General features: G+C 70.8%; 21 protein-coding genes. 7 read left to right on the forward strand and 14 right to left on the reverse strand.

The window, feature by feature from the left end; genetic code table 11:
* Nucleotides 1-123 precede the first annotated feature (123 nt).
* The 4 genes from Vqi01_RS18345 (at nucleotide 124) to Vqi01_RS18360 (ending at nucleotide 7,246) form a co-directional block, all read left to right on the forward strand.
* On the forward strand, nucleotides 124-1,716 hold the full coding sequence (locus tag Vqi01_RS18345; RefSeq protein WP_204036030.1) for a GMC family oxidoreductase: 1,593 nt from the start codon (nucleotides 124-126) through the stop codon (nucleotides 1,714-1,716).
* Between the two features lie 261 nt (nucleotides 1,717-1,977).
* The gene (locus Vqi01_RS18350; RefSeq protein WP_204036083.1) at nucleotides 1,978-3,201 is read left to right on the forward strand and encodes a multidrug effflux MFS transporter; all 1,224 of its coding nucleotides are present in this window, start codon (nucleotides 1,978-1,980) and stop codon (nucleotides 3,199-3,201) included.
* A gap of 44 nt (nucleotides 3,202-3,245) precedes the next feature.
* The gene (locus Vqi01_RS18355) at nucleotides 3,246-4,583 is read left to right on the forward strand and encodes an SWIM zinc finger family protein (RefSeq protein ID WP_204036031.1); all 1,338 of its coding nucleotides are present in this window, start codon (nucleotides 3,246-3,248) and stop codon (nucleotides 4,581-4,583) included.
* A complete protein-coding gene (locus Vqi01_RS18360; RefSeq protein WP_239098481.1) occupies nucleotides 4,580-7,246 on the forward strand; it encodes a DUF6493 family protein in 2,667 nt (888 codons plus the stop codon). Before Vqi01_RS18355 ends, Vqi01_RS18360 begins: the two co-directional genes overlap by 4 nt.
* Before the next feature lie 68 nt (nucleotides 7,247-7,314).
* On the opposite strand, the gene Vqi01_RS18365 is transcribed toward Vqi01_RS18360, so the two are convergent.
* A complete protein-coding gene (locus tag Vqi01_RS18365) occupies nucleotides 7,315-8,271 on the reverse strand; it encodes a helix-turn-helix transcriptional regulator (RefSeq protein WP_204036032.1) in 957 nt (318 codons plus the stop codon).
* A 57-nt stretch (nucleotides 8,272-8,328) separates the two neighbouring features.
* Here Vqi01_RS18365 and Vqi01_RS18370 point away from each other — a divergent pair, with 57 nt between their 5' ends.
* Nucleotides 8,329-9,072, forward strand: coding sequence for an alpha/beta fold hydrolase (locus tag Vqi01_RS18370; RefSeq protein ID WP_204036033.1), 744 nt, complete (start codon nucleotides 8,329-8,331; stop codon nucleotides 9,070-9,072).
* 65 nt (nucleotides 9,073-9,137) lie between these two features.
* Here Vqi01_RS18370 and Vqi01_RS18375 read toward each other — a convergent pair whose 3' ends face one another.
* Together Vqi01_RS18375 and Vqi01_RS18380 are read right to left on the reverse strand one after the other, a co-directional pair.
* A complete protein-coding gene (locus tag Vqi01_RS18375) occupies nucleotides 9,138-11,396 on the reverse strand; it encodes a catalase (protein ID WP_204036085.1) in 2,259 nt (752 codons plus the stop codon).
* A 195-nt stretch (nucleotides 11,397-11,591) separates the two neighbouring features.
* Nucleotides 11,592-11,750, reverse strand: coding sequence for a hypothetical protein (locus tag Vqi01_RS18380; RefSeq protein WP_204036034.1), 159 nt, complete (start codon nucleotides 11,748-11,750; stop codon nucleotides 11,592-11,594).
* A gap of 335 nt (nucleotides 11,751-12,085) precedes the next feature.
* Here Vqi01_RS18380 and Vqi01_RS18385 point away from each other — a divergent pair, with 335 nt between their 5' ends.
* The gene (locus Vqi01_RS18385; protein ID WP_204036035.1) at nucleotides 12,086-12,478 is read left to right on the forward strand and encodes an SCO5389 family protein; all 393 of its coding nucleotides are present in this window, start codon (nucleotides 12,086-12,088) and stop codon (nucleotides 12,476-12,478) included.
* Between the two features lie 106 nt (nucleotides 12,479-12,584).
* Here Vqi01_RS18385 and Vqi01_RS18390 read toward each other — a convergent pair whose 3' ends face one another.
* The 4 genes from Vqi01_RS18390 to aceA form a co-directional block, all read right to left on the reverse strand.
* Complete coding sequence (locus tag Vqi01_RS18390) at nucleotides 12,585-12,974, reverse strand: VOC family protein (protein WP_204036036.1); 390 nt, start codon at nucleotides 12,972-12,974, stop codon at nucleotides 12,585-12,587.
* Nucleotides 12,956-13,240 (reverse strand): ArsR/SmtB family transcription factor, encoded by a 285-nt coding sequence (locus tag Vqi01_RS18395; protein ID WP_204036037.1) that lies wholly within the window; start codon nucleotides 13,238-13,240, stop codon nucleotides 12,956-12,958. The genes Vqi01_RS18390 and Vqi01_RS18395 overlap by 19 nt, the downstream gene beginning before the upstream one ends.
* A gap of 143 nt (nucleotides 13,241-13,383) precedes the next feature.
* Nucleotides 13,384-14,994, reverse strand: a complete 1,611-nt coding sequence (gene aceB / locus Vqi01_RS18400) for a malate synthase A (protein ID WP_204036038.1) — start codon at nucleotides 14,992-14,994, stop codon at nucleotides 13,384-13,386.
* Entirely contained in the window at nucleotides 14,991-16,262 is a 1,272-nt protein-coding gene (gene aceA, locus Vqi01_RS18405) for an isocitrate lyase (protein ID WP_204036039.1), read from the reverse strand. Before aceA ends, aceB begins: the two co-directional genes overlap by 4 nt.
* Before the next feature lie 194 nt (nucleotides 16,263-16,456).
* Between aceA and Vqi01_RS18410 the strand changes: the two genes are divergently transcribed.
* On the forward strand, nucleotides 16,457-17,866 hold the full coding sequence (locus Vqi01_RS18410; RefSeq protein WP_239098482.1) for a short-chain fatty acyl-CoA regulator family protein: 1,410 nt from the start codon (nucleotides 16,457-16,459) through the stop codon (nucleotides 17,864-17,866).
* Nucleotides 17,867-18,147: 281 nt separating this feature from the next.
* On the opposite strand, the gene Vqi01_RS18415 is transcribed toward Vqi01_RS18410, so the two are convergent.
* The 7 genes from Vqi01_RS18415 to Vqi01_RS18445 all read right to left on the reverse strand — a co-directional run bounded on the left by Vqi01_RS18415 (nucleotide 18,148) and on the right by Vqi01_RS18445 (nucleotide 25,484).
* Nucleotides 18,148-19,089 carry a polysaccharide deacetylase family protein gene (locus Vqi01_RS18415; RefSeq protein ID WP_204036040.1) on the reverse strand — a complete coding sequence of 314 codons (942 nt, stop codon included), beginning with the start codon at nucleotides 19,087-19,089 and terminating at the stop codon, nucleotides 18,148-18,150.
* A gap of 48 nt (nucleotides 19,090-19,137) precedes the next feature.
* Complete coding sequence (locus Vqi01_RS18420) at nucleotides 19,138-19,890, reverse strand: SDR family oxidoreductase (RefSeq protein WP_204036041.1); 753 nt, start codon at nucleotides 19,888-19,890, stop codon at nucleotides 19,138-19,140.
* Between the two features lie 16 nt (nucleotides 19,891-19,906).
* Nucleotides 19,907-21,277, reverse strand: coding sequence for an amidase (locus Vqi01_RS18425; RefSeq protein WP_204036042.1), 1,371 nt, complete (start codon nucleotides 21,275-21,277; stop codon nucleotides 19,907-19,909).
* A gap of 12 nt (nucleotides 21,278-21,289) precedes the next feature.
* Nucleotides 21,290-21,964, reverse strand: a complete 675-nt coding sequence (locus Vqi01_RS18430) for a GntR family transcriptional regulator (protein ID WP_204036043.1) — start codon at nucleotides 21,962-21,964, stop codon at nucleotides 21,290-21,292.
* A 50-nt stretch (nucleotides 21,965-22,014) separates the two neighbouring features.
* A complete protein-coding gene (locus Vqi01_RS18435; RefSeq protein ID WP_204036044.1) occupies nucleotides 22,015-23,097 on the reverse strand; it encodes a tartrate dehydrogenase in 1,083 nt (360 codons plus the stop codon).
* 114 nt (nucleotides 23,098-23,211) lie between these two features.
* Nucleotides 23,212-24,324, reverse strand: a complete 1,113-nt coding sequence (locus tag Vqi01_RS18440) for a glycerate kinase (RefSeq protein ID WP_204036045.1) — start codon at nucleotides 24,322-24,324, stop codon at nucleotides 23,212-23,214.
* A gap of 149 nt (nucleotides 24,325-24,473) precedes the next feature.
* The gene (locus tag Vqi01_RS18445; RefSeq protein WP_204036046.1) at nucleotides 24,474-25,484 is read right to left on the reverse strand and encodes an ABC transporter permease; all 1,011 of its coding nucleotides are present in this window, start codon (nucleotides 25,482-25,484) and stop codon (nucleotides 24,474-24,476) included.

A 25,484-nucleotide genomic window follows, 5' to 3' on the forward strand; every position in this document is an offset into this window, starting at 1 on the left:
GGGGCCCTTCCTCTACACCAGACGTTAAGAGGGGGCCCTTCCTTGCACGAGCTGAGGCCTTCCCATGGGGTGATCAAGGCACTACGGTTTGTGAGTCACTCGGCGGGAACCGAGGGGGTCCGGATGACGGAGTTCGACTACATCGTGGTCGGTGCGGGTACGGCCGGGTGCGTTTTGGCCAACCGGCTGACCGAGGACCCGAGCGTTCGGGTCCTGCTCGTCGAGGCCGGCGGGTGGGACAGCAGCCCCTGGGTCCGCATCCCCAAGGGATTCAGCCGGCTGATGGACGACCGGCGCACCGCCTGGCACTACCCTACCGAGGTACGCCCGGGGCAGCGGGAGACCTGGCAGCGCGGCCGGCTGATCGGTGGGTCAAGCTCGATCAACGGCATGGTGTACGCCCGCGGCGACCGGCTCGACTACGACGAGCTGGAACGCCTCGGCAACCCGGGATGGGGCTGGGACACCATGCTGCCGATTTTCAAGCGGCTGGAGGACAACCCGCTCGGCGCCTCCGAGGTGCGCGGCGCCGGCGGTCCGTTGCGACTCTCCACCGCCGTCGGCACCGACGAGATCTGCGAGGAGATCATCGTCGCTGGCGAGCAGTTGGGCTGGCGCCGGGTGGACGACCTGAACGCCAGCGAGGACGAGCGGATCGGCTACCTGATGGCGACCATCCGCGACGGTCGACGCAGCAGTGCCGCCGACGCCTTCCTGCATCCGGTTCGCCACCGACCCAACCTGACCGTCGTCGTCAACACCGTCGTGCTGCGTGTCCTCGTCGAGAACGGAGGTGCCGTCGGCGTACGGACCCGCCGTGGTGGGGACACGGTCGACTACCGGGCCGCCGCCGAGGTGGTGCTCGCCGCCGGCGCGATCGCCACGCCACAGCTGTTGCAGGTCTCCGGCATCGGCCCGGCCGACACGCTGCGCCAAGCCGGTGTCCCGGTGCTGCTCGACCGGCGCCGGGTCGGCCAGGGCATGCGGGAGCACCGGACCACGCCGATGCAGTTCCGGCTGGTCGGCAGGGCCGGCTACAACCCGCGACTGAGCAGCCCGCTCGGGCAGGCCAGGGAGATGCTGCGTTACCTGTTCACCCGCCGGGGGCCGCTCGCCCTGCCGGTGTACGACCTCGGCGCGTACATCCGATCCACACCGGAGGCCGAGCACCCCGACGCCCAGTTGCTGATCGCGCCGTTCTCGGCGGCGCCCCGGCGGCCCGGACGCGCGCTGGAGCTGGAGCCCGAGTCGGGGCTGATGGCCCAGGTCACGGTGGCCCGCCCGGAGAGCGTGGGCAGCCTGACCATCACCTCCGCCGATCCGGGCACCGCGCCCCGGATCGTGGCGAACTACTTCGACGCCGCGCACGACCGTCGGGTCGCGATCGGTGCCCTGCGCCGGGCCCGGGAACTCTTCGCCACCGGGCCGATCGCCAAGCGGATCTCCGCCGAGACGCTACCCGGCCCGACGGTCCAGGACGACGACGAGATCGTCGAGGCCGGGTTGGCTCTCGGCTACTGCGGCTACCACGCGGTGGGCACCTGCGCGATGGGCCCGGACGACGACTTCGTGGTGGATCCGCAACTGCGGGTCCGTGGTGTGACCGGTCTGCGGGTGGTGGACGCCTCGGTGCTGCCGATCATCGTCTCGGGCTACCTCAACGCGCCGGTGATGGCGCTGGCCTGGCGGGCCGCCGACCTGATCCGGGCCGCCTGACGCGCCGTCGGCCCGATGGCGCAAACGGCTCAGCTCGACAGCCATCGAAGGAGTAGCATTCGGGCCGAGCGCCGAGCCCCGCTCCACGGCTGTGAGCTGCGGCACCAAAGCACCGGCCGGGAATCAGCCGGCCGATTGCGGGTTGGAGCCAGATATGACCTTCGCACCACGACCTGCCCCGTGTCCGGCTCGGGCGACGACGCCCCGATGACCGCCGCCGACACCGCCGCCCCGCCGCGCGCGCTGATGCCCGGCGACCTGATGAGCCGCCGGCAACGCCTGCGGCTCGTCCTCGTGCTCGGCTCGCTGATCGCGCTGGGTCCGCTGACCATCGACATGTACCTGCCGGCGCTGCCGGCGATCGTCGACGACTTCGCCACCAGTTCGTCGACGGTGCAGTTGACCCTCACCGGCACGCTGGTCGGCCTCGCCCTCGGCCAACTGGTGATCGGCCCGCTCTCCGACGCGCTCGGCCGCCGCAGACCGCTGATCGCGGGCATCGCGCTGCACATCGTGGCCTCGCTGGGCTGCGCTCTCGCGCCGAACATCGCGGCGCTCGGTGCGCTGCGAATCGTGCAGGGGTTGGGCGCGGCGGCGGCCGCGGTGATCGGCATGGCGGTGGTACGCGATTTGTTCAGCGGCTCGGCCTTCGCCCAACTGCTCTCCCGCCTGCTGCTGGTGATGAGCGCCGCGCCCATCCTGGCCCCGACGCTCGGCAGCGAACTGCTGCGCTGGACGCAGTGGCGGGGCATCTTCGCGGCGCTGGTGGTCTTCGGCGTACTGCTGATGCTGATCGCCACGTTCGGCCTGTCGGAGACGCTGCCACCCGGGCGTCGTCAGCGCGGCGGTGCGCTGCCCACCGCCCGGCTCTACCGCTCGCTGCTGCGCGACCGCGCCTTCGTCGGGCTGGTGCTGGTGGCGGCGCTGGCCATGGCGGCGATCTTCGCCTACGTCGCCGGCTCCTCGTTCGTGATGCAGGAGCAGTACGGGCTCAGCGAGCAGCAGTTCGGGTTCGCGTTCGGGGCAGGCGCGATCGGCCTGATCATCGCCACCCAGGGCAACGTACGGCTGCTGCGCCGCTACTCGCCGCAGCGGATCCTGACGGTCGCGTTGCTCATCGGCTCGGCTGCCGCGCTGGTGCTGCTCGGCGTCGCCGCGACCGGGTTCGGCGGGCTGCCGGCCCTGCTCGCGTCACTGTGGCTGGCGCTGACCGCGATCGCCCTGGTGATGCCGAACGCCCCGGCCCTGGCACTGAGCCGGCACGGCGAGGCGGCCGGCACGGCCTCCGCCCTGCTCGGTGCGGTTCAGTTCGGCGTCGGCGCGGTGACCGCGCCCCTGGTCGGGATGCTGGGCAACGGCGCGGTGGCGATGGCCCTGCTGATCGCCGGTGGCCTGGTCATGGCGCTGGTCGTGCTGCTGCTCGTGGTACGCCCGGCCCGCCTCGCCTCAACGGAACCCGACCCGGCCGTCGTCGTGGTGCACTGACGACGCGCCACCGATGTCAGTGGGCTGCTCTACCGTCCGGCGGCGTGAACGCAGTGCAGACGTACCGCTATCTCGCCTCCTCCACCCTCGGCGCGGGGGCGCTGGCCCTGCAGACCAGCGGCGGGCCGGCGCCGAACCCCCGTTTCTTCACCGGCTTCCTCACCACCCCGCAGGCGGCCGCGGCCGGCCTGCTGGCCGTGGCGGAGGTGGCCCGCACCCGGTACCACCGGCCGGTCAGTCCGGCCAGCCTCGACCCGGTGGTCACCGGCAGTCGTGACCGCCTCCGCTTCGAGTCCTTCTCGGGCTGCTGCGGGGTGTACGCGCGGCTCGACGCGCTGCCGGCCGGGCTCGACGGTGACGTGGTCGAGCACGGCACCACCAACGTCGACGTGAACACCCCGCTTCGGGAGGCGCTGAGCCGGGTCGGTGGCCTGGACCCGCTGCACCTGTCGGTCGGCCCCGACGACCTGACCGTGTCCACGATGGACGGCGAGGTGGTGGAGAAGAAGGTCCCGCTGCCGGCGCGCTGGCTGCGGGGCTTCGCCGAGGTGCAAGTGCTGGCCGCCCGCTTCGAGCCCCGGGCGGAGCTGCCGGCCGCCGAGGCGGCGGCCTTCCTGCGCCGGCTGCCGAGCGGCAACGACCGCTCGGTGCTCTGGGTGGTGCCGGCCGGCCGGACCCTGCGGCTGACCTCCCGGCCGGTCCCGGGGGCGGTCTGCCTGGCCGGGCCGAGCCGGCTGGTCGCGCTGCGCCCGATGCTGCGCTTCGCGAAGACCCTGCGGGTGTACGGGCCGACGGTGGCGGCCGGCGCGGCCCCGGTGCCGAGCGTCTGGGAACTGGACACCGGCGCACTGCGGCTCTCGCTCACCCTCTCCCCCGAGCCGTACCGGGGCTTCTCCGGCGAGGGTGCGGCGCTCACCGCGCTGGCCGGTGACGACGTCGTCGACGATGCCGACCTGGTCTCCGCGCTGCTGTCCTGGGACCCGACCATCGACGTGGACCGGTTGGCCGCCCAGGCCGGCCTCGACACGGGCCGGGTCCGGGGCGCGTTGGCACAGCTCGGCACCGCCGGTCGGGTCGGCTACGACGTGGCCGAGGCGGCGTACTTCCATCGGGTCATGCCCTACGAGGCGGGGCGCGCCGAGCGGGACAATCCCCGGCTGGTCGGGGCGCGGGCACTGCTCGACGCCGGGGCGGTGCAGCGCGACGGCACGGCGGTCACGGTCCGCAGCGACGACCAGGTGTACCGGGTCCGCGAACTTCCCGACGGCAGCCTCACCTGCACCTGCCACTGGTGGGCCAAGCACCGCGGGCAGCGGGGACCGTGCCGGCATGCCCTGGCCGCCCGGATGTCGGTCCGCAACCAGGTCGAGGAGCGGGCGTGACGGGCGTCAAGTTCTTCCTGGGCACCGCGCGGCGGCAGCGGGAGCTGGCGGCCGGCGGCACCGGCGACCTGTTCGACCTGGTGTCGAAGGGGCACGCCGAGGTGATCGCGGCGGCGCTGACCGGCCTGCCCGAGCAACGCCGCCGGGAGATCGGCGCGGAGCTGACCGGCTGGTTCAAAAAGCGCGACCGGGAGACCTGGTGGGACGACGGCACCGGCACCGCCCTGGCGGTCCTCGTGGTCGGTTGCCTGCCCACCGCCGCCCAGGCCGCGGCGATCCTCGCCCGCGAATCGGTCGGCCTGGACGGCGCCCGTGCGGCGAAACTGGTCCGCGGCGTCGCGCAGGAGCGCGGGGTGGACTGGCTGGTCGACCTGGCCTACCGGATGGCGGCCCGGTTCGGCCAGGAGACCTGGACCGACCGCTGGCAGTTCGTCGCCACACTGTTGCACGCCGAGGGCGCCGCGCCGCCCACCGACGACCGGTCGGTGCAGCTGTGGCTGAGCGCGGTCGAGTTTCCCGACCGCCGCCACCGGGGGCGGCCGGTGCCGGTGGCGGATCGGCTGCGCGCCGACCCGTTCCTGCCGATGATGCTGCCTCGGCTGTTCGAGGTGGACGGCATCGGCACCCAGATGATGTTCGCGGTGGAGGCGGAGAACGGGAACTGGGACGACCGGGAGCGCAACGCGTTGCTGACGGCGCTCGTCCAGCTCGCTGCCGAGAGCAGCATCGACCGGGCGATGCTGATCGACGGCGCGATCGGTCGACTGCTGCGCGGCGACCGACCCACCGCGCTACGCGCCTTCACCACCCTGCTCGGCCTGCTCCAGCCGACCGCCGCCGAGATCACCGCCCGCCGCACCGACTACCTGCGCCTGCTCACCGACGCGCCCGCTCCGGTCGCCACGATGGCGCAGAAGGCACTACGGGAGCTGCCCGACCTGGCGGTCGAGTCGATCATCGACGCATCCGGGCAGGTGCTGACCCGGCCCGAGAAGGCTCTGGTGCGTACCCAGCTGACCTGGCTGGACCGGCTGGCCCGCCAGCAGCCGGACCGGGCCGCCGAGATCGCCGAGGTGATCACGGTCGCCGCCAAGCATCCCGCCGTCGAGCTGCGGGACCGGGCAATCGCCCTGGCCGCCCGGCACGGACTCGACCCGGACGCTCTCGGCCCGGCGGTCGCCGAGCCGCGCGGCGACGACCTGCCCGCGTCCCCGCCACCGGCGCCGGCCCCCGAGCCGATCGCCAATGTGGACGAGTTGGCGGAGGAGGTTGCCGCCCTGTTCGGCAATCCGGCGGCGGGCACCGGGCTGGACCGGATCCTCGACGGCCTGGTCCGGCTCACCGCCCGCGACGGCGCCGCCGTCGCCGACACGCTGGGCCCGATCCTCGAACGGCGGCACTGGTCCTGGGGCGACGGAGACGACGACGATCCGCTGTGCCTCTGCGGCCTGGTGGTCGGCGTGTTCCAGACCGCCACCGAGCGGCATCCCCGCCGGCTCGGCCGCTGGGAGGCGTTGCTCGCCGCCCTGCGCCGGTTCGACCCGGCCCGCCCGGAGTCGGAGCCGGTCCGCAGCGACTTCCGGGTGCCGGGGCCGCACCGGGTGCTCCGCGCCCGGCTCGCCGAGATCGGCCTGCGTCTCGGCGAGCCGGGGATGCCCGGCCTGCTCGCCGCGCCCACCTCGGCGAACGGATCCCTGGACCCGTTCGTCCTGGTGGACCGGCTGGCCGCGCTCGGCGACCACACCCCGTGGCCATGGGACCTGAACCAGGCGTTGCTGCGGCTGCCCACCGGCAGCGACGAGGCGGCGGCCGGCAAGGCGGCGGCGCTGGGCACGCCGGCCGGCGAGCGGCTCGCCGCGTGGCTGCGCGACGGCGGGCTGCCGCAGCCGGTCATGCGGGCGAGCACGATCGAGCGGCGACCGCGGCACTCCGGCTACGACTGGGAGTACGACCATCTGCCGGCGAAGCGAGTGCTGATCGAGTTGCGTCCGCCCGACGGACATCAGGACCGGTACGGCTTGTTGAGCGCCGATCCGGCCCCGCTGGATGTGGATCACCACTACTGTTCGCACCTGTGGCCGTCGGTCCTGCCCCACCACCGGGGCGTCGTCGCCGCGTACCTGCTGCCCATGGTGGCCGCCACAGCGGACATGGACTCCCCCGACGGCACGGCGGTGCTGCCGCTGCTCGCCGAGACCGCAGGCCCGGGCGGGATCGCCCTCGACCTGGCCGTGGCGTACGGCCTCGGTGCCCGGCACGTCGCCGATCGGGTGGCCGCCCTGGACGCGCTGCTCGCCCTCGCCGCCGCCGGCCAGCTCGACCCGAGGGGGCTCGGTGAACAGTTGGGCACGCTCGTCGCGGGGCGGATGGTGAAGGCGACCCGGGTGGTCGAACCGCTGCGCGACGCCGCGCAGGCGGGTGCGCCGCTGACCGTGTGGCGGCTGCTGGCCGCCGCGCTGCCGGCGATTCTCGCCGCCGCCACCGCCCCACGCGGCCTGCCGGACCTGCTCACCCTGGCCGCCGAGACGGCCACCGCCACCGGCGTACGAATCGATCTGCCCGGCCTGGCCGAGGTGGCCGCACGCGGCGGGTCGAGCCGCCTGGCGACCGAGGCCCGTCGCCTGCACCGCGCCGGGCGCCGGGCGGCGTGCGCCGATTTGTAGATCTTGTTGCGAAAACGCCCTCCCAGGGGCACTTTCGCAACAAGATCTCCGCTGAACGCACCCGCTGCTTATCCGCGGGCGTCGGTGAGCAGTCGGGTGGCTAGGGCGTGTATCTCGTCCTTGAGTTTGTCCGGTCGGTCGATCGTGAATGGCCAGCCGAGCCCGGCGAGCATCTGTGCCGCACCGTCGAGCCGTTCGACCCGAGCTGTGAGGCGCACTCCGTCGGGCACCTCGGTGAGCGTGCCGACCGACGGCGGGATCCGTCGCTGCGCCTGCGCGAGGCTGGTGTGTAGCACCACGGAAATGTCGTGCGCGTACGGCACGGCTGCCAGACCGGCCAGCACCTGCGTGGCGGGGTCGAAACCGGCCGGGATGTCGAACCTCCCCGCAGCGGGGCGGGCTGCCCCGATCCGGTCGAGCCGGAACGTTCGTACCGCCCCGCGGTTGTGGTCGTGCCCGGTGACGTACCACCGGCCAGCGTGGAAGACCAGCCCGTACGGGTCGATCCGGCGCTCGCCGGACCGGCCGCGCCAGGTGGTGTAGGCAATGTCCACCGGCTGCTGATATCGGGCCGCCTCGGCGAGAACCAGCAGCACCTCGATGTCGGGCGAGGCACGCAGACGGACCGGTGCGGTGAACTCCACGGTGGCCAGCAGCGAATCGATCCGCCGGGCAAGGACGGCCGGCAGCACCCGGCGGATCTTCGCGGTCGCGCTCTCGGCGGCCGCGCCCTCGGCGCTGGCCAGCCCTGCCCGGGTGGCGGCGCCAAGACCGAGCAGGACGGCGACCGCCTCCTCATCGGTGAGCATGAGTGGCGGCAACTTGTATCCGGGTGCGAGCCGGTACCCGCCGTATCGACCGCGCCGGGCCTCGACCGGGATGCCGAGGTCGGCGAGGTGCGCGGCGTAGCGGCGCACCGTGCGCTCGTCGACGCCCAGCCGGCCCGCCAGGTCGCCGAGGGTGAAGTTGCCACCGGCTTGAAGGATCTCCAGCAGCGCCAGCACACGCGCGGTTGGCCGGGCCAATGATCTGACTCCTAATCCGGGCGGAATCTGTCCGGTATTGATCGTAGCGTGTAGCGCATGACGACATTCGTGCTAGTTCCCGGGTTCTGGCTCGGCGCATGGGCCTGGCGCCCGGTCACCGCTGCACTGCGTGGGCTCGGCCACGAGGTGTACCCGCTGAGCCTGACCGGCCTGGGCGAGCGCGCCCACCTCGCCCGCCCGGACACCGACCTCGACGTCCACGTCACCGACGTGATCAACCTGCTTCGCTACGAGGACCTACATGACGTGGTTCTCGTCGGACACAGCTACGCCGGCGCGGTCGTGACAACCGCCGCCGCCGACCACATGGCCGACCGCATCGGCCAGCTGGTTTTCGTCGACACCGGCCCGCTACCCGACGGGGTGGCAAACGACGAGTTCAGCCCACCCCAGGAACGTGAACGCAACGCGGCGGTGGTCGCCGAACACGGCGACGGCTGGCGGTTGCCGCCTCCCCCGTGGGCCGAACTGGCGGCGGGAGCAGCAGACGTGGATGAGGCCGTGATCGCGCTGCTCGGTGAGCGGTCGGTGGCCCAACCGTGGGCAACCGCCACGGCCCCGGTGCGGCTCACCGGGGCGTGGGAGAAGCTGCCGCGCCTCGGCGTGCTGTCGAGCTTCACCGTCGAGCAGGCACGCCAGATGGCCGCCACCGTTCCGTTGTGCCGGCACATGGCCGGCGACTCGTGGCGGTACGAGGAACTGCCAACGTGGCACTGGCCGATGCTCAGCCGACCGGCCGAGCTCGCCCAGATCCTGCACCAAGCCAGGCCGACGGCGTAGCTTGCGGTGCCGGGTGACCGCGCACCGAGGTCACCCGGCGACGATGGCCGCTTCCCACAACGCTGTCAGGACACTGAGGCGGGGAAGCGGTCCCAGACACGGTGGGTGGCGAGCAGGTGCTGCACGGCGGTGAGGACCTGGTCGCCGGAGCCGCCGGTGACCACGCCGGGGCTGCCGATCACACCGGCTTGCTCCAGCACGGTGACGCCGGGGCCCCAGGCGCCTATCGCCTTCGCGTGCCGCCAGCACTCCTCGACCAGCAGCAGCACCCGCGGGTCCACCGGGACCGGGCGTGCCGCGCCGGCCTTGGCGTCGCGGGCCGGCAGCGCGTCCGGCGCCGGGGGCGGGGCGGCGGCGAGCAGCAGCGCGTCGAGTTCGACCGAGCGGCCGGTGGCGAAGCTGCGCTGCACGGCCAGGTCGCCGATCATGCCGCCGTGCGGGGCGATCAGCAGCGGCACCATGTCGGCACCGAAGACCGCGCGGCGCACCTCACGGACGGTGTCCAGGTCGGCGTCGGAGTCGACCACGATGCCGATCATCCGGCCGTCGGCGGGCCACTCGCGACCGATCTGCGACAGCGCGGGGCTGGGCGTGACGTCGGGCAGCGGGATCGCCGGCTGCGGCGCGGGCAGCCCGAGGCCGGCGGCGACCTCGGCGCAGAGCACCGGGTCGATGTTGGCCAGGCACCGGAGTTGGCGCTCCCTGATCGTCTGGTGGTAGCACTTGCCCAACTCGAAGGTGTAGGCGCGGATGATGTGCTCCCGCTCGACCGGGGACATGCTCAGCCAGAACAGTCGGGCCTGGCTGAAGTGGTCGTCGAACGAGGCGGGGCTCTGGCGTACCTTGGGCGCCTCGGCCACCCGCACGGGCAGGTCGGTGAAGGGGTGATCGTCGTCGCCGGCCGGGAACGGGTTGCCGCCGTCGAGCGAGTTCGGCCGGTAGGGCGCTACTCCCGTGTGGATCGCCTGCTGGTGGAAGCCGTCGCGCAGCATGTCGTTGACCGGGGCGTGCGGCCGGTTGATCGGGATCTGCGGGAAGTTCGGCCCGGCCAGGCGGGTCAACTGCGTGTCGACGTACGAGAAGAGCCGGCCCTGCAACAGCGGATCGTTCGTGACGTCGATGCCCGGCGGCAGGTTGCCGACGTGGAAGGCGACCTGCTCGCTCTCGGCGAAGAAGTTCGTCGGCGTGCGGTTGAGGGTCAACCTGCCCACCGGCTGCACCGGGGCCAACTCCTCCGGCACGATCTTGGTCGGGTCGAGCAGATCGATGCCGGCGAAGGTCTCCTCGGGAGTGTCCGGGAAGACCTGGATGCCGAGTTCCCACTCGGGGAACGCCCCGGCCTCGATCGCGTCGTACAGGTCGCGGCGGTGGAAGTCCGGGTCGATGCCGCTGAGCATCTGGGCCTCCTCCCAGACCAGGGAGTGCACGCCCAGCTTCGGCTTCCAGTGGAACTTGGCCAGCACCGTCTCGCCGGCGGAGTTGACCAGGCGGAAGGTGTGGACGCCGAAGCCCTCCATGGTTCGGAACGAGCGGGGGATGCCCCGGTCGGACATGTTCCACATGGTGTGGTGCTGGGCCTCGGTGTGCAGGGAGACGAAGTCCCAGAAGGTGTCGTGGGCGCTCTGCGCCTGGGGGATCTCGCGGTCCGGGTGCGGCTTGCCGGCGTGGATGACGTCGGGGAACTTGATGGCGTCCTGGATGAAGAAGACCGGGATGTTGTTGGCGACCAGGTCGAAGGTACCTTCGTCGGTGTAGAACTTCGTCGCGAAGCCCCGGGTGTCGCGGACGGTGTCGGCCGATCCGCGCGAGCCGAGGACGGTGGAGAAGCGGACGAAGACCTCGGTCTCGCGACCCTTCCTGAGGAAGCCCGCCCGGGTGACGTTCTCGGCGGTGCCGTACGCGCTGAAGGTGCCGTGCGCGCCGGCGCCCCGGGCGTGCACCACCCGCTCGGGGATGCGCTCGTGGTCGAAGTGGGTGATCTTCTCCCGCAGGTGGTGGTCCTGGAGCAGCACCGGGCCGCGCGGTCCCGCCTTCAGCGAGTGGTCCGTGTCGCGTAGCCGCGCCCCCTGGGCGGTGGTGAGGAAGGCCCCCTGCTGTCCCCTTGCCCTCGACGGCGTGCCGGTCCGCGCGCCGGTGGGCGTACGGGTCTGCGGGGCGCCCTGTTCCGGCTTCGGCGGCGGCGGGTCGTGCGGCGTGGTCGGTTCCTCCAGGGGCGGCGGCATGCCCGGCGCACCGGGCACCTTCGGGGTCAGCACGTCGGACACCTTCTCCGCAGCGGACTCCACCACGTCCTTGACCGCCTTGGCGGGGTTTCGCGATTCCATCTCCACGGGTACCTCCCTGGGGAACAACGACCAGATCCTCAGGGCGGTACCCGGGTCAGAGAGTGCAAAACGGAGCGAATGGTGTCGCGCACCAGACCGCTCTCGCGAAGTACGCGCAGGTGACGACTGCCTCCTTCGGCATCCACCGGACACAAGCCGGCGCCGGCACCGCTCGGTGCCGGCGCCGGGCCGGGCTCAGCGTCCGGCCTGATGCTTGGCCATCTGCGGCTGCTCGCCCTTGCCGACCTTGCGCAGCGCCTCGCGCAGTTGTTCCTCGGTCATCTTGGAGTTGCCCTCGATGCCCGCCTTGTGGGCCTGCTGCCGCATCTGGTGCAGCTTCTCCCGGTTACCCATGTCGACCTCCCCGTGGGTTGGGCGGTGGCGGCCGTATCCATCCGCCACGCGGCCGTCGCATTCCCGCGCCCTGGCCGGTCTAACCGGGTCCGGGCCGAGCAGGTCGGGTTCGACTTCGTGGAGATCAGCGACCACACGTCCTCGCCGACCGGCTGCGCGCGCTCGACTGACGGGCGGCCTCGGCCGACGGGCTGCGCGAACGCGGCTGACCGTCGAGCGTCGCGTCCCCGGCGCCGCGGCACGCCGCCAGGGGCATTGACATCGCTGCGGGTGACGTGATGTGCTCAATCCGCAATACAAATGACAATGATTGTCGTTAGCGAGTGGAGGAAAGCATGTCGCTCACCGTCTCACCCGACCTGCTGCGCGCCGCCGAGTCGGGGCCGGTCACCGACGAGGAGTTCGTGGCCTGCGTACGCGAGTCCCTGCCGTACGCCTGGCAGACCGTCGCCCGAGTGGCGGCGGAGCTGACGGCATCCGACGCGGAGTTCGCGGACAACGAGATCCCACCGCCCGGCGAGGTGGAGCGGGGCCAGTTGCTGCGGGCGCTGGCCAGTGACGCGATCCGGTCCAGCCTGGAGCGGCACTTCGACGTCAAACTGGCCTTCCAGAACTGCCACCGGGTCGCGGCGTTCCGTCCGTCCGCTGTCGACTCCGACACCTACCGCCGCTTCGTCTCCGTCCGCAGCCAACTGCTCAACCAGTCCCCCGAGATGGTCAACTGCTGATCCATACACTCTGGCCCGGCGGGCGACACGGGGGCGCACAAGCGCTCCGGCGCCTGCCCGCCGGGCGAGGAAACCCGGCCACGCGCTGGGCGCCGACGGCGGCGCCTCAGGTGTGCATCGCCGCGATCTGGATGAGGTTGCCGCAGGTGTCGTCGAAGACCGCGGTCGTCACGTTGCCCATGTTCAACGGCTCCTGGGTGAAGGTCACCCCGAGCCCTTTCAGTCGCTCGCACTCGGCGGGCACGTCCGGCACACCGAACATGGTGAACGGGATCCCGTCCGCCACCAGGGCCTTCTTGAAGGCTGCCGCCGCCGGGTGCTGGTCGGGTTCGAGGACCAGTTCCACGCCGTCCGGGTCCTCCGGGGAGACCACGGTCAACCAACTGTGCTCCCCGAGCGGGACCTCGGTCTTCTTCACGAAGCCGAGCACGCCCGTGTAGAACGCCAACGCCTTGTCCTGGTCGTCGACGAAGATGCTCATGTGTCCGATTCGCATGTGCCAACCCTCCACCGCTCGTAGATCTGTCGGAGCGGGGACGTGTCGAGGTCGATGAACATGTATCTCCCCTCGCGCCGCACCACCACCAGGCCGGCCTCGGAGAGGACGGCGAGGTGCTGGGAGATCGCCTGCCGCGTCGAGGTGAACCCCTTGCCGGTCAGCCGGACGCGCAACTCGAACAGCGTCTGGCCGCTGCGGTCCTGCAACTCGTCGAGGATGGCGCGCCGGGTCGGATCCGCCAGCGCCTTGTACACGTCGCCCACACCGAGACGATAGGCAAGCCTCTGCTTGCATGTCAAAGCGTGACGCCTCCGTTACCAGGCAGAGTTACTGCCTCCGTGACGCACGGCCCGGGCTGGCCCACGCCCCGCCTCGGGGCGGGGCGACGAGCCCCGCCCCGGTTACCTCAGCGGGCCGCTCCGGCGTCCTTGCGACGCGGGCCCAGGTGCCGGGCGTACGCAGGGGTGGTGAAGAAGGACGGCAGGTCCTCGCCCAGCGCGGTCTCTTCGACGATCCGCGCGGCCTGCTCGGCGCGTTCCCGCTCGGCGCCCTCGCGCCCCTCGGTCAGCGTTGCCAACTCCTCGGTCAGCATCGACCGGACCAGTTCCTCACGCACGCAGCCGCCGCCGGCCAGCGGCGTGGCGTGGTGCAGCCACTGCCAGACCTGACAGCGGGCGATCTCGGCGGTCGCCGCGTCCTCCATCAGGTTCCACAGCGCCACCGCGCCGGCGCCGCCGAGCCAGGCGTCGATGTAGCGCAGCGCCACCGCGATGTTGGAGCGCAGTCCCGCCTCGGTGACCTGGCCCGGTGTCTTGTCCACCGACAGCAGGTCGGCGGCGGCCACCGTCACGTCGTCGCGCCGCCGGTCGATCTGGTGGGGGCGCTCGCCCAACACCGCGTCGAACACCTCGCGGCAGGTGTCGACCAGGCCGGGGTGGGCGACCCAGGAGCCGTCGAACCCGTCGCCGGCCTCCCGCTGCTTGTCCGCCCGCACCCGGGCGAGGGCCGTCTCGTTGACCTGCGGGTCGCGGCTGGGCACGAAGGCGGCCATCCCGCCGATCGCGTGCGCGCCGCGCCGGTGGCAGGTCCGCACCAGCAGCTCGGTGTACGCGCGCATGAACGGCACGGTCATGGTGACCTCGGCACGGTCCGGCAGGACGAAGTCCGGCCACTGCCCGAAGTTCTTGATGATGCTGAAGATGTAGTCCCACCGGCCGGCGTTCAGTCCCGCCGAGTGCTCCCGCAGCTCGTAGAGGATCTCCTCCATCTCGAAGGCGGCGGTGATCGTCTCGATCAGCGTGGTCGCCCGGATGGTGCCCTGCGGCAGGCGAAGGTAGTGCTGGGCGAAGACGAAGATGTCGTTCCACAGCCGCGCCTCGCGGTGGCCCTCCAGCTTAGGCAGGTAGAAGTACGGGCCGGCGCCGGCGGCGAGCTGCCGGCGGGCGCAGTGGAACAGGTAGAGCCCGAAGTCGACCAGGCTGGCCGAGATCGGCCGTCCGTCGACCACGATGCCCTTCTCCACCAGGTGCCAGCCGCGCGGCCGGACCACGATCGTGGCCAGATCCTCGCCCAGTGCGTAGCGCTTGCCGCGCGGATCGGTGAAGTCGATGCGGCGGTCCAGGGCGTCGATCAGGTTGAGTTGCCCACGGATGACGTTGTGCCAGGTGGGAGCGGTGGCGTCCTCGAAGTCGGCGAGCCACACCTTGGCGCCGGAGTTCAGCGCGTTGATGGTCATCTTCCGGTCCGGCGGCCCGGTGATCTCGACCCGCCGGTCCTTCAGCCCGGGTGCCGGCGGGGCCACCTGCCAGGTCGGGTCGGCGCGGATGCCGGCGGTCTCCGGCAGGAAGTCGGGAAACTGGCCGGTGGCGTACCGATCGCGGCGAGCGCGGCGGGTGTCCAGCAGGGCCACCCGCCGGGCGGCGAACTCGCTGTCCAGGGTGACCAGGAACTCCAGCGCCTCCGGGGTGAGCACCTCGTCGAACCGTTCGGCCATCGGGCCGATGATCTCGTACCTCACGCGAACTGCTCCTCTTCGGTCGATCCGCGCAGCGCGGTGGTCTCGGCGGCGGGGTTCAACACGGTGCTGATCAGGTCGAAGTAGCCGGTGCCCACCTCCCGCTGGTGCTTGACGGCGGTGTAGCCGGCCGGCTCGGCGGCGAACTCCCGCTCCTGCAGCGACACGTACGCCGACATGCCGTCGCTGGCGTAGCCGCGGGCCAGGTCGAACATCGAGTAGTTCAGGGCGTGGAAGCCGGCCAGGGTGATGAACTGGAACTTGTAGCCCATGTGGCCGAGCTCGCGCTGGAACTTGGCGATGGTCGCGTCGTCGAGGTGCTTGCGCCAGTTGAACGACGGCGAGCAGTTGTAGGCGAGCAGCTGGTCCGGGTAGTCGGCCTTGATCGCCTCGGCGAAGCGGCGGGCCACCTCCAGGTCCGGGGTGCTGGTCTCCATCCAGAGCAGGTCGGCGTGCGGGGCGTACGACAGGCCCCGGGCGATGCACGGCTCGATGCCGTTGCGCACCCGGTAGAAGCCCTCGGCGGTGCGCTCGCCGGTGACGAACGGCCGGTCCCGCTCGTCCACGTCGGTGGTGAGCAGGGTGGCGGCCTGGGCGTCGGTGCGGGCGATCACCACGCTCGGCACCCCGGCGACGTCGGCGGCCAGCCGCGCCGCCTCCAGGGTGCGGATGTGCTGACCGGTGGAGATGAGCACCTTCCCGCCAAGGTGGCCACACTTCTTCTCCGAAGCGAGCTGGTCCTCCCAGTGCACCCCGGCCGCGCCGGCCGCGATCATCGCGTTCATCAGCTCGTACGCGTTGAGGACGCCACCGAAGCCGGCCTCGGCGTCGGCAACGATCGGCGCCAGCCAGTCGATGCCGGAGGTGTCCCCCTCGGCGGTGGTGATCTGGGCGGCGCGCAGCAGGGCGTTGTTGATCCGGCGCACCACCGCGGGCACCGAGTTGGCCGGGTAGAGGCTCTGGTCCGGGTAGGTGTGCCCGGCCAGGTTGGCGTCGGCGGCCACCTGCCAGCCGGACAGGTAGATGGCCTTGAGCCCGGCCCGGACCATCTGCACCGCCTGGTTACCGGTCAGCGCGCCGAGGGCGTGGACGTAGTCCTCGCTGTTCAGCAGCCGCCACAGCCGGTTGGCCCCGTGCCGGGCCAGGGTGTGTTCCTCCTGGATCGCCCCTCGCAGCCGCACCACGTCCTCGGCGCGGTAGCTACGCCGCACACCCCGCCACCGAGGGTTGGTGTCCCATTCGTGCTGCACCTGCTCGACTGCGGTAACCATCGATTCTCATTCCCTTCACGTCCTGCTCGGCACACCCGCCGACGCCGGGTCGCCGATGTGTTTCCCACGGTCACACGGCTGGTCGGGGCAGGTCGAGATACGGAAAAGGCCAATTATTGAAAAGTCGACCGGCGATTTTGCGAAGTTGCGAAAGCCTTCATTCGCAGCAGTGTTAATGTGGCCGGAATCCGTTGGTGGCGACCAGGGAGGTGTGGGCGGTGGCCAAGACCTTCGCCGGGGCCCGGCTACGCCGGATGCGCGAGGAACGGGCGCTCAGCCAGACGGAGCTGGCCCGGCACCTCAACATCTCCCCCAGCTACCTGAACCAGATCGAGCACGACACCCGACCCCTGACGGTCCCGGTGCTGTTGCGCATCACCGAGCTGTTCGGCGTCGACCCGGCGGTCTTCGCCGCGCACGACACCCCGCGGCTGGTCACCGGCCTGCGGGAGGCGCTACCCGGCCGGGCCGGTCTCGCCGAGCTGACCGAGCTGGCCACCCGGCTGCCCGAGGTCGCCGCCGCCGTCATCGAGCTGCACCGCCGCTACCAGCAGGTCGACGAGCAGCTCGCCGAGCTGGTCGGCGACCGCGAACGGCTCGGCCGCAGCCCGCACGACCAGGTCACCGAGTTCTTCTACCGGCGGCAGAACTACGTGCCGGAGCTGGACGAGGAGGCGGAGCGGTTGGCCGCCCGGATGGGGCTGCGCCGCGGCGAGGTCCGCGGGCTGCTGCGCGACCGGCTGGCGCAGCAGCACGGCGTCCGCGTACGCCGCGAGGACGCCGCCGCCCTCGGCGACGAGCTGCACCGGTACCGTCCACAGACGCGCACCCTGCACCTGTCCGCGTCACTGCGCTCCGGGCAGGAGGCCATGCGAATGGCCGCCCAGATCGCGCTGCTGGAGTTCGCCGACGTGATCGACGAGATCGTGGAGTCGGAGCAGTTCGACGACGTGCAGATCCAGATACTCACCCGGGTCGGCCTGGCCAACTACTTCGCGGCGGCGCTGATCCTGCCGTACGAGCAGTTCCTGGCCGCCGCCGAGCAGCGCCGGTACGACATCGACCTGCTCACCCAGCACTACGCGATGGGCTGGGAGACGGTCTGCCACCGGCTCAGCACCCTGCAACGCCCCCGGGCGCGCGGGGTGCCGTTTTCGTTCGTGCGGGTCGACCGGGCCGGCAACATGTCGAAACGGCAGTCCGCCACCGGCTTCCCGTTCTCCCGCACCGGCGGCACCTGCCCACTGTGGAACGTCTACGAGGCGTTCAGCTCCCCCGGCCGGGTGGTCACCCAGGTCGCCGCCATGCCCGACGGGCAGCGCTACCTCTGGATCGCCCGCACCATCACCCGACACCACGGCGGCTACGGACAACCCGGCAAGGTGTACGCGATCGGGCTGGGCTGCGAGACCCGGCACGCCGGCCGCTTGGTCTACTCCACCGGCATGGACCTGCACGCCGCCGAGGCCGCCACCCCCATCGGCCCCGGCTGCAAGACCTGCGACCGGATGACCTGTCCCCAGCGGGCCGCCCCACCCATCAGCCGCCAACTCGACCTCGACGAAAACCGCAGCACCTTCGTCCCGTACCCTTTACGCGACTAACCTGGGCCGCCGCCCATGGTCGGCGGATAGGCCCGCAAGGCCCATGGGTTCACCGGGCGATGCTCAGATCTGCGCCGTGAGGGGGCTGCTGCCAGCACGATCGGTTCCGGCAAGCCCAGCCCTGGATGCCGTTCTGCTGTCCCTGTCGAGCTGAACCGTTGACGCCATCACACGAGGGCCGCTCGTCGTCGCCGCAGCCAAAGGCCGCGATCCGTTCACGCCCTCAGCTCGACAGTGTCCACCCTGCCACGAGGGATGGGCATGAAGGCAGGGCAGTGCAGCTATCGGAGGCCCCCCAATTTGTCGATCGCCGATATGTCGCACTCTTCCAAGTGTTGTCCCGCACCGCGCGGTTGGCGCCGGACGAAGTCCTGTGCGATGTCGTGGAAGGTCTTCCACTCCACCCCCTCGTGCCTGTTGATGTGCTCGATCAGCCGTTCCAGCATTAGCAGCACCTGAGGCCGGCCACTCACGTCTGGGTGGATGGAGATGGTGAAGGCGGCGTAGTCCATCTCCCGGTAGACCCAGTCGAACTGGTCACGCCAGAGCAGTTCGATGTCGCGGGGGTTGACGAAGCCGTGGCTGTTCGGGACGTTCTTCATGAACATCATCGGCGGCAGGTCGTCGAGATACCAGTTGGCCGGGATCTCGACCAGGTCCGTCTCCTCACCCCGCTGCAGCGGCTGCATCCAGGTCTCGGCCGGCTTCGAGTAGTCGATTGGGGACCACACGTCGCCGGTCCGTACGTAGTACGGGACGAAGTCTCGGTGCATGAGGCTGTGGTCGTACTGAATGCCGGCGTCGAGAAGCAGTTGCGCGGTGTTGCGGGAAAACTCCCACCACGGGGCCACGTATCCGGTCGGCCGTTGGCCGGTGATCCCCTCGGCCAACTCCAGGCTTTTCTCGAGTACGGCCCGCTCCTGCTCCAACGACATCGACCGGGGATTCTCGTGCGAGTAGCCGTGCAGCCCGATCTCGTGGCCAGCGGCGACGATCTCTTCCACTTGTTTCGGGAAGCTCTCGATAGAGTGACCGGGCACGAACCAGGTGCAGGTGATGTCGTACCGCCGGAACAGCTCCAGAAGCCGCGGAGTCCCGACCTCGCCGGCGAAGACACCGCGGGAGATGTCTCCCGGAGAGTCCTGCCCCTGGTAGGAGCCGAGCCACCCGGCCACCGCGTCGAGGTCGACGCCGAACGAGACTTGAATCTTTTTTTTCGTCATGAGATCCCCATCGAGTCGAAGTTGTTTCGCGGCAGCGTCGGGGCGCGGTTAGCCTTGCCGAACCAGGAGCCCGCCGTCGACGACGATGACCTGGCCGGTGACGTAGCGGGCGGCATCCGAGGCCAGGAAGACGGCGACATCGGCGACCTCGGCCGGCTCGCCGACGCGCCCCAGCGGTACGGCATCCACGGCCTTACGCAGCCCCTCCTCGCCGAGGGAGTGCTTCGGGTCCAGCGATTGGGCGGTGCGGATGAAACCGGGGGCGATGGCGTTGGAGCGGATGTTCTTGGGGCCGAACTCCACGGCGAGCGCGCGGGCCAGCCCGATGACCGCAGCCTTGGAGGACGAGTAGTGCACGTGCTCGCCCCAGCCGTACGCCACCCCGCTGATCGACGAGAGCGAGATCAGCGACCCGCCGCCGCGGGCCACCATGGCGGGCACTGCGGCGCGGAAGACCCGCATGGAGCCGTTGAGGTTCACCTCGATGGTGCGGTTCCACTCCGCATCACTCATCGTTTCGAACGGCTGCCGCTTGGCGATGCCCGCGTTGGCCACCACCGCGGAGAATCCGTCGCGCTGCGTGCGCCGCACCACGGCCGCCGCCTGTTCGGAGTCGATGACGTCAAGTTCGGCGAACTCCGCGTCGTAACCGGCCTGGCGCAGCGCCTCGGTGGTTGCATGTCCCTCCTGCACCAGTACGTCGGTCAGGACGACCCGGTAGCCGGCCTTGGCGAAAGCCTCGGCGCAGGCGGCGCCGATCCCGATACCCGCACCGGTGATGAGGACTGACTTGTTCTGCATGGGAATGCCCTTTGCGCTAGTAACGGTGATCTGGGAACGGAGTTTCGTGCCAGCGCGTCACCCGCTGGTAGCGGCGGCCGACCTCAAGTAGCTGCAGCTCGGAGCGCCACGCGCCGACGAGCTGCAGCCCGATCGGCATGCCCTGGTCGAAGCCGCAGGGCAGGGAGAGCGCCGGCACACCGGCGAGTGACCATGGGAAGGTGAACCGGGTGACCCCCATCGTGCGGGCCAACGCGTCGGTGTCCTGCACGAGTTGCGGGGCGATGGTCGGGGTGGTCGGCACCACGAGGGCGTCCACGACGCGGAACGCCTGCCGGAGCCGCCCGCGCCAGGCCTTGGCCCAGGCACGGGCGGCGGCGTACTGCGGGCCGCTGACCGTCTGTCCGAGCAGGAGCCGCTGCAGCACCGTCGGGGTGAAGGACCCGGAGTCGGCGTGGATCGTCTCCTGCAGCAGGCCGAAAGCCTCGGCGAGCATCATCGTCGACATCTGCTCCTGGGCTGCCGCGGCCTCGGGCAGGTCGACTTCGACGATGGTGGCGCCGTGCCGGGCCAGCACGTCGACGGCGGCGGTTACCGCAGCCGCCACCTCGGGGTCGGCGACCTCGAAGAAGAACTGCGCCGGCCGGCCGACGACCAGACCCGCGAAGAGGTCCCCCGCCGTTCCGGTGCCGGACGGCAGCTCCGCCAGCCAGCGGCCCGTGCTTCGCGGATGCCCGTTGCTGGTGGCCAGGTAGAACTGCCGTACGCCGACCACGTCGCGGGCCAGCGGCCCGACGGTGTCGAAGGTGGGGCTGAGCGGGGTGACGCCCCGCAGGTCGAGCCCGCCGATCGTCGGCCGCAGACCGACGATGCCGTTGAGGGCGGCCGGTACCCGCACCGACCCTCCGGTGTCGGTGCCGAGGGCCGCCCGGGCCAGCCCGGCGGCGACGGCGACGGCCGATCCTCCGCTCGAGCCGCCTGGGATCCGGTCCGCATCCCAGGCGTTGCGGCAGCGCGGGAAGCGTGAGTTGTTGCCGGTCATCCCCAGCGCGAACTCGTCCATGGCCGCCTTGCCGAGGATGATGGCGCCTTCCGCCCGGGCGCGGGCCACCACCTCGGCGTCCTGCTCACGCGGGGTGGCGTTGGCCCCGGCGAAGCCGTTGGTGGTGGGTAGCCCCCGCACGTCGATGTTGTCCTTGACCACGATCGGTACGCCGTGCAGCAGACCGGCGCTGCCGCCCGCCGCCGCGATCTCGTCGCAGCGGGCCGCAGCCGCCAGCGCCCCCTCCCAATCAACCGCCACGACCGCATTGAGGTGCGGGTTCAGTTCCTCGATCCGGTCGAGGCATTGGCGGGCCAGCGCCGCCGCGGGGCCGGTGCCCGCGGCGGCCGATTCTGCTACCGACATCGCCTGGAACCCCTAGCCGCTCTCATCGGCCAGCAGTTCCTGGATCGCGGCCAGGGCCTGGTGCCGGTGCGCCCGTGACAGGGCGAGCACCTGCTCGACGTCCCCGGCCCGGGCCGCCTCCATGATCGCCAGGTGCTCGGCAGTCTGCCGCGCGTGGTGCTCCGTGTCCGCGAAGTACCGCGAACGGTACGGCTCGATGGAATCCCAGACGATCCTGATGAGTTTCGACAGCCGCTCAGTGCCGCCGCGACGGAACAGGATGTAATGGAACTCCCGGTTGGCCCAGAGAATGTCGGTCAGATTGCCGCTGGCGTACGCCTCCGAAAGCTGCTCGTTGGCCTGTGCCATGGCCGCGAAGTCGTCCTCGGTCAGCCGTCCGACCGCCTTGGCCGCCGCCTCGTCCTCCAGCAGGTCCCGGATCCGGTAGACCTCGAGGATCTCCTCGCGGGTCAGCTTGGTGACGATGTACCCGTGGTGCGGCGAATAGGTCACCAGCCCTTCGCCCTCCAGGATCTTCAACGCCTCACGCACCGGCACCCGGCTGATCGCCAACTGGTTGGCGATGGCGTCCTGGATGAGTTGTTCACCGGGGCGGACACCCCCGGTGAGGATCAACTCCCGCAGTTCGACAAGCGCCACCTCCTGCGCCGTTTGCGGCCGGCGCACACTCCGGGGCTGGCGGTTCACCTGCCCTCCTCGAAGGTCGTATTCGGAGGGGACTTCGCGGGCGTAGGTCGTCATGCCTGCAGATTGTCGATGATCGCGCTGGTGACTTCCTCCGTGGTCGCGTTGCCACCCAGGTCACGGGGCAGGACACCGGCGGCCGTCGTCCCCTCGATCGCCTTGTTCAACCGCTCCGCCGCAGCGGGGAAGCCGAGGTGCTCCATCATCAGCGCCGCGCTCCCCACGGCCCCGATCGGGTTGGCAATTCCCTGACCGGCGATGTCCGGCGCGCTGCCGTGTACCGGCTCGAACATGCTGGGCGTACGCCGCTCCGGGTTCAGGTTGGCGCTCGCCGCCAGCCCCAGGCTGCCGGCCATCGCGCTACCCAGGTCAGAGAGGATGTCGGCGTGGAGGTTGGAGGCCACCACCACGTCGAGCGATTCCGGCTGCAGGATGAACCGGGCTGCCATGGCGTCCACCAGGCAGCTGTCGACCTCGACGTCCGGATAGTCCTTGGCGACCCTGTTGAAGACGTCGTCCCAGAGGACCATGCCGTACTGCTGGGCGTTGCTCTTGGTGACGCTGGTGACGTGCTTACGCGTCCGGGTACGGGCGAGGTCGAAGGCGAAACGCATGATGCGCTCGCAGCCGACCTCGGTGAAGATCGCGGACTGGACGGCGACCTCACCGCCGGGTGGCCGGCCGCCGAGGTTCCGTCCCCCCATACCGGCGTATTCGCCTTCGCTGTTTTCGCGGACCACCACCCAGTCCAGTTCGGTGTCGTCGGCCTTGCGCATCGGGCTCGTCACCCCGGGCAGGAACTTCACCGGTCGGATGTTGGCCCACTGGTCGAAGCCCTGGCAGATCGCCAGCCTCAGCCCCCAGAGGCTGATGTGGTCCGGGATGGTCGGCCAGCCCACCGCGCCGAAGTAGATGGCGTCGAAGTCCCGCAGTTGCTCCAAGCCGCCCTCGGCCATCATCCGCCCGTGCTGGGCGTAGTAGTCGCTACCCCACGGAAACTCGGTCCACTCGAAGGCGAAGGCGCCGTTGGAGTCCTCCGCAAGGGCGTCCAGCACCATCCGGCCCGCTGCGACCACCTCCTGTCCTACCCCATCGCCAGGAATGGCAGCGATCCGAATAGTCTTACCCGAGTTCATCTCAGTTCCTCCGTTGAAATGGAGCCCGATGTCGGCTCCCGAACACGATCGGGGGTGTAGCTCGCCGGGCCGCGGCGAATGCCGGCGGCGACGTTCTGGTCTTGGCTCATCAGGTCATGGCGACAGCTCCGTGGCGATCTCGCGCCCGACCTCAACCAGCAGCCGGGCGGCTTCCCGCATAGAAGTTTCCGGATCACCGGCTCGTTCCAGCAGGCTGTAGACCTGGGCGAACCCGGCTTCCTGCGCCTGTTCGGCGCTCACGTCGCTGCGTCCCACCACGGCAATGACCGGTACGCCCGCTTCGGTGGCGGCCCGCGCCACCCCGATCGGCGCCTTGCCCCGCAGGCTCTGCAGATCCAGCGACCCTTCTCCGGTGATGACGAGCCGGGCCCGTCGCGCGAGCTGCCGGAAACCGGTCACCTGAAGGAAGACCTCGATGCCGGAGGTGAGCTGCCCGTTGAGGACGGCGGCGAGAGCGAAGGCGGCCCCACCGGCGGCGCCCGTACCGGGAACGTTCCGAGAGACACCCCCCACCTTGTCTTCCACGACATCTGCCCATCGCTGCAGCGCCGATTCGAGGTCGTCGAGGTCCTGTGGGCGGGCACCTTTCTGTGCGGCAAAGGTGTGCACCGCCCCCTCCGGCCCCAGGAGGGGATTGTCCACATCGCAAGCCACCGTGACGGTCACGTCGGCCAGCCGGGCGTCGAGCCCGGCCAGGTCGAGTTCATGCAATTCAGCGAGGGCAGCCGCGCCCGGGGGCAGCGGCCGCCCCTGTGCGTCGTAGGCCGACACGCCGAGCGCCCGCAGGAGACCGGCCCCGCCGTCGCTGGTGGCGCTGCCACCGACCGCCACCAGCACGTCCCGGGCGCCGGCCGCAACGGCGGCCGAGAGGAGTTCGCCTGTGCCACCGCTGCAGGTCACCCGCGGGTCCCGCTCGTCCTCGGCGAGCCGCCACAGCCCGCTGGCCTCAGCCAGTTCGACGACGGCGGATCGGCCGCAGACCGCGAACTGCGCCGGTACGCGCCGCCCGAGCGGGTCCGAGACGGTGACCGTCCGCTGCACGTACCCGAAGCGGGTGAGCAGCGGGACCATGCCCTCGCCCCCGTCGGAGACCGGGTGGGAGGCGATTTCGACCGGTGTCGCCCCTTCGGTCAGTCCCCGGGACAGCGCCTCGGCGACCTCGTCGGCCGACAAGGATCCCTTGAACTTGTCGACGGCGATCACCACGACCGGCTCCTGCCGTCCGCCCGTCAGCTGGCCGGACCCAGGTTCAGCCTGGAAGCCGGGAACAGGTGCGGGGGATTGCATCAGCACGGGGTGGCCTTTCTTCTCGGGTTGACGTCTTTCGAGCGGATCGCGTCGGGGTTGACGATCAGCTATTTGATGATGCCGATCTTGCGACGGTCCAAGGAGATGAGCACCGCAGTGATCAGCACGAGGCCCTGGCAGACCATCTGCAGTTCCGAGCTGACCCCGAGGATCACCAGACCGTTGAGCAGGATCGTGATGATGAGGGCGCCGACGACGGTGTTGATGACGCCGCCGATGCCGCCGGTGAGGGGCGTGCCACCGAGGACCACCGCAGCGATCGCCGTCAACTCCATCCCCATCGCCGCGGTCGGGGTGGCGGCGCCGACCCGACCGGCGAGGACGAGGCCGCCGAGTCCGGCCGCCACCCCGGAGAGGAGAAAGAGCAGGATCTTGACGCGGCGGACCGGAACGCCGGAGTGGGAGGCGACGGTCTCCTGGCCACCGATGGCCGTGGTGTAGCGGCCGAAGCTGGTGTAGCGAAGCAGGATCGCGCCGGCGACCAGGGCGATGGCCGCCACGATGTAGATGCCGGGGGTGACACCGAGCTGCGCGATGCCCTCGGGGACGAGGACCGGCTGGGACTTGGAGACGAGGATCGTCAGTCCGCGGGCGATGGAGAGGGTGCCAAGCGTCACGATGAAGGAGGGGACCTTCAGGTACGCGAAGCAGATGCCGTTGAAGAGTCCGGCGAGGGCTCCGGTGCCGAGTCCGACGATCACTCCCGCGACAGCGCCATGCTCTACCGCCACCAGCGCCGCACAGATTCCCGACAGCGCGACCACGGAGCCGACGGAGAGGTCGATGCTCCCGGAGATCACCACGAAGGTGACTCCCAGTGCAACGATCGCGACGACCGCCGACTGGATCAGGATGAAGTTCAGGTTCTTGACGGTAGGGAAGCGGTCCGGCGCCGCGATGCTGAAGGTGATCACCAGCAGGATGAGGGCTGCGAAGGGCAGCACGTTCTGCTGCCAGCGCCCGCCGCTGACCGTCCCGACGAGGCGGGCCAGTCCGCTCTGCGGCAGGACTGCCAGGGCCTCGCCTTCGTCGGCAACCATCGATCTGTTCTGCGTCAT

This window comes from Micromonospora qiuiae, from assembly GCF_016863555.1.
Classification (GTDB): domain Bacteria; phylum Actinomycetota; class Actinomycetes; order Mycobacteriales; family Micromonosporaceae; genus Micromonospora; species Micromonospora qiuiae.

Excerpts from the sequence above, each read along its gene's own strand:
- Vqi01_RS18345 (WP_204036030.1), top strand. The coding sequence starts at position 124 with ATGACGGAGTTCGACTACATCGTGGTCGGTGCGGGTACGGCCGGGTGC.
- Vqi01_RS18350 (WP_204036083.1), top strand. The coding sequence starts at position 1,978 with ATGAGCCGCCGGCAACGCCTGCGGCTCGTCCTCGTGCTCGGCTCGCTG.
- Vqi01_RS18370 (WP_204036033.1), top strand. The coding sequence starts at position 8,329 with ATGACGACATTCGTGCTAGTTCCCGGGTTCTGGCTCGGCGCATGGGCC.
- Vqi01_RS18375 (WP_204036085.1), bottom strand. The coding sequence starts at position 11,396 with ATGGAATCGCGAAACCCCGCCAAGGCGGTCAAGGACGTGGTGGAGTCC.
- Vqi01_RS18380 (WP_204036034.1), bottom strand. The coding sequence starts at position 11,750 with ATGGGTAACCGGGAGAAGCTGCACCAGATGCGGCAGCAGGCCCACAAG.
- Vqi01_RS18385 (WP_204036035.1), top strand. The coding sequence starts at position 12,086 with ATGTCGCTCACCGTCTCACCCGACCTGCTGCGCGCCGCCGAGTCGGGG.
- Vqi01_RS18390 (WP_204036036.1), bottom strand. The coding sequence starts at position 12,974 with ATGCGAATCGGACACATGAGCATCTTCGTCGACGACCAGGACAAGGCG.
- aceA (WP_204036039.1), bottom strand. The coding sequence starts at position 16,262 with ATGGTTACCGCAGTCGAGCAGGTGCAGCACGAATGGGACACCAACCCT.
- Vqi01_RS18415 (WP_204036040.1), bottom strand. The coding sequence starts at position 19,089 with ATGACGAAAAAAAAGATTCAAGTCTCGTTCGGCGTCGACCTCGACGCG.
- Vqi01_RS18420 (WP_204036041.1), bottom strand. The coding sequence starts at position 19,890 with ATGCAGAACAAGTCAGTCCTCATCACCGGTGCGGGTATCGGGATCGGC.
- Vqi01_RS18425 (WP_204036042.1), bottom strand. The coding sequence starts at position 21,277 with ATGTCGGTAGCAGAATCGGCCGCCGCGGGCACCGGCCCCGCGGCGGCG.
- Vqi01_RS18435 (WP_204036044.1), bottom strand. The coding sequence starts at position 23,097 with ATGAACTCGGGTAAGACTATTCGGATCGCTGCCATTCCTGGCGATGGG.
- Vqi01_RS18445 (WP_204036046.1), bottom strand. The coding sequence starts at position 25,484 with ATGACGCAGAACAGATCGATGGTTGCCGACGAAGGCGAGGCCCTGGCA.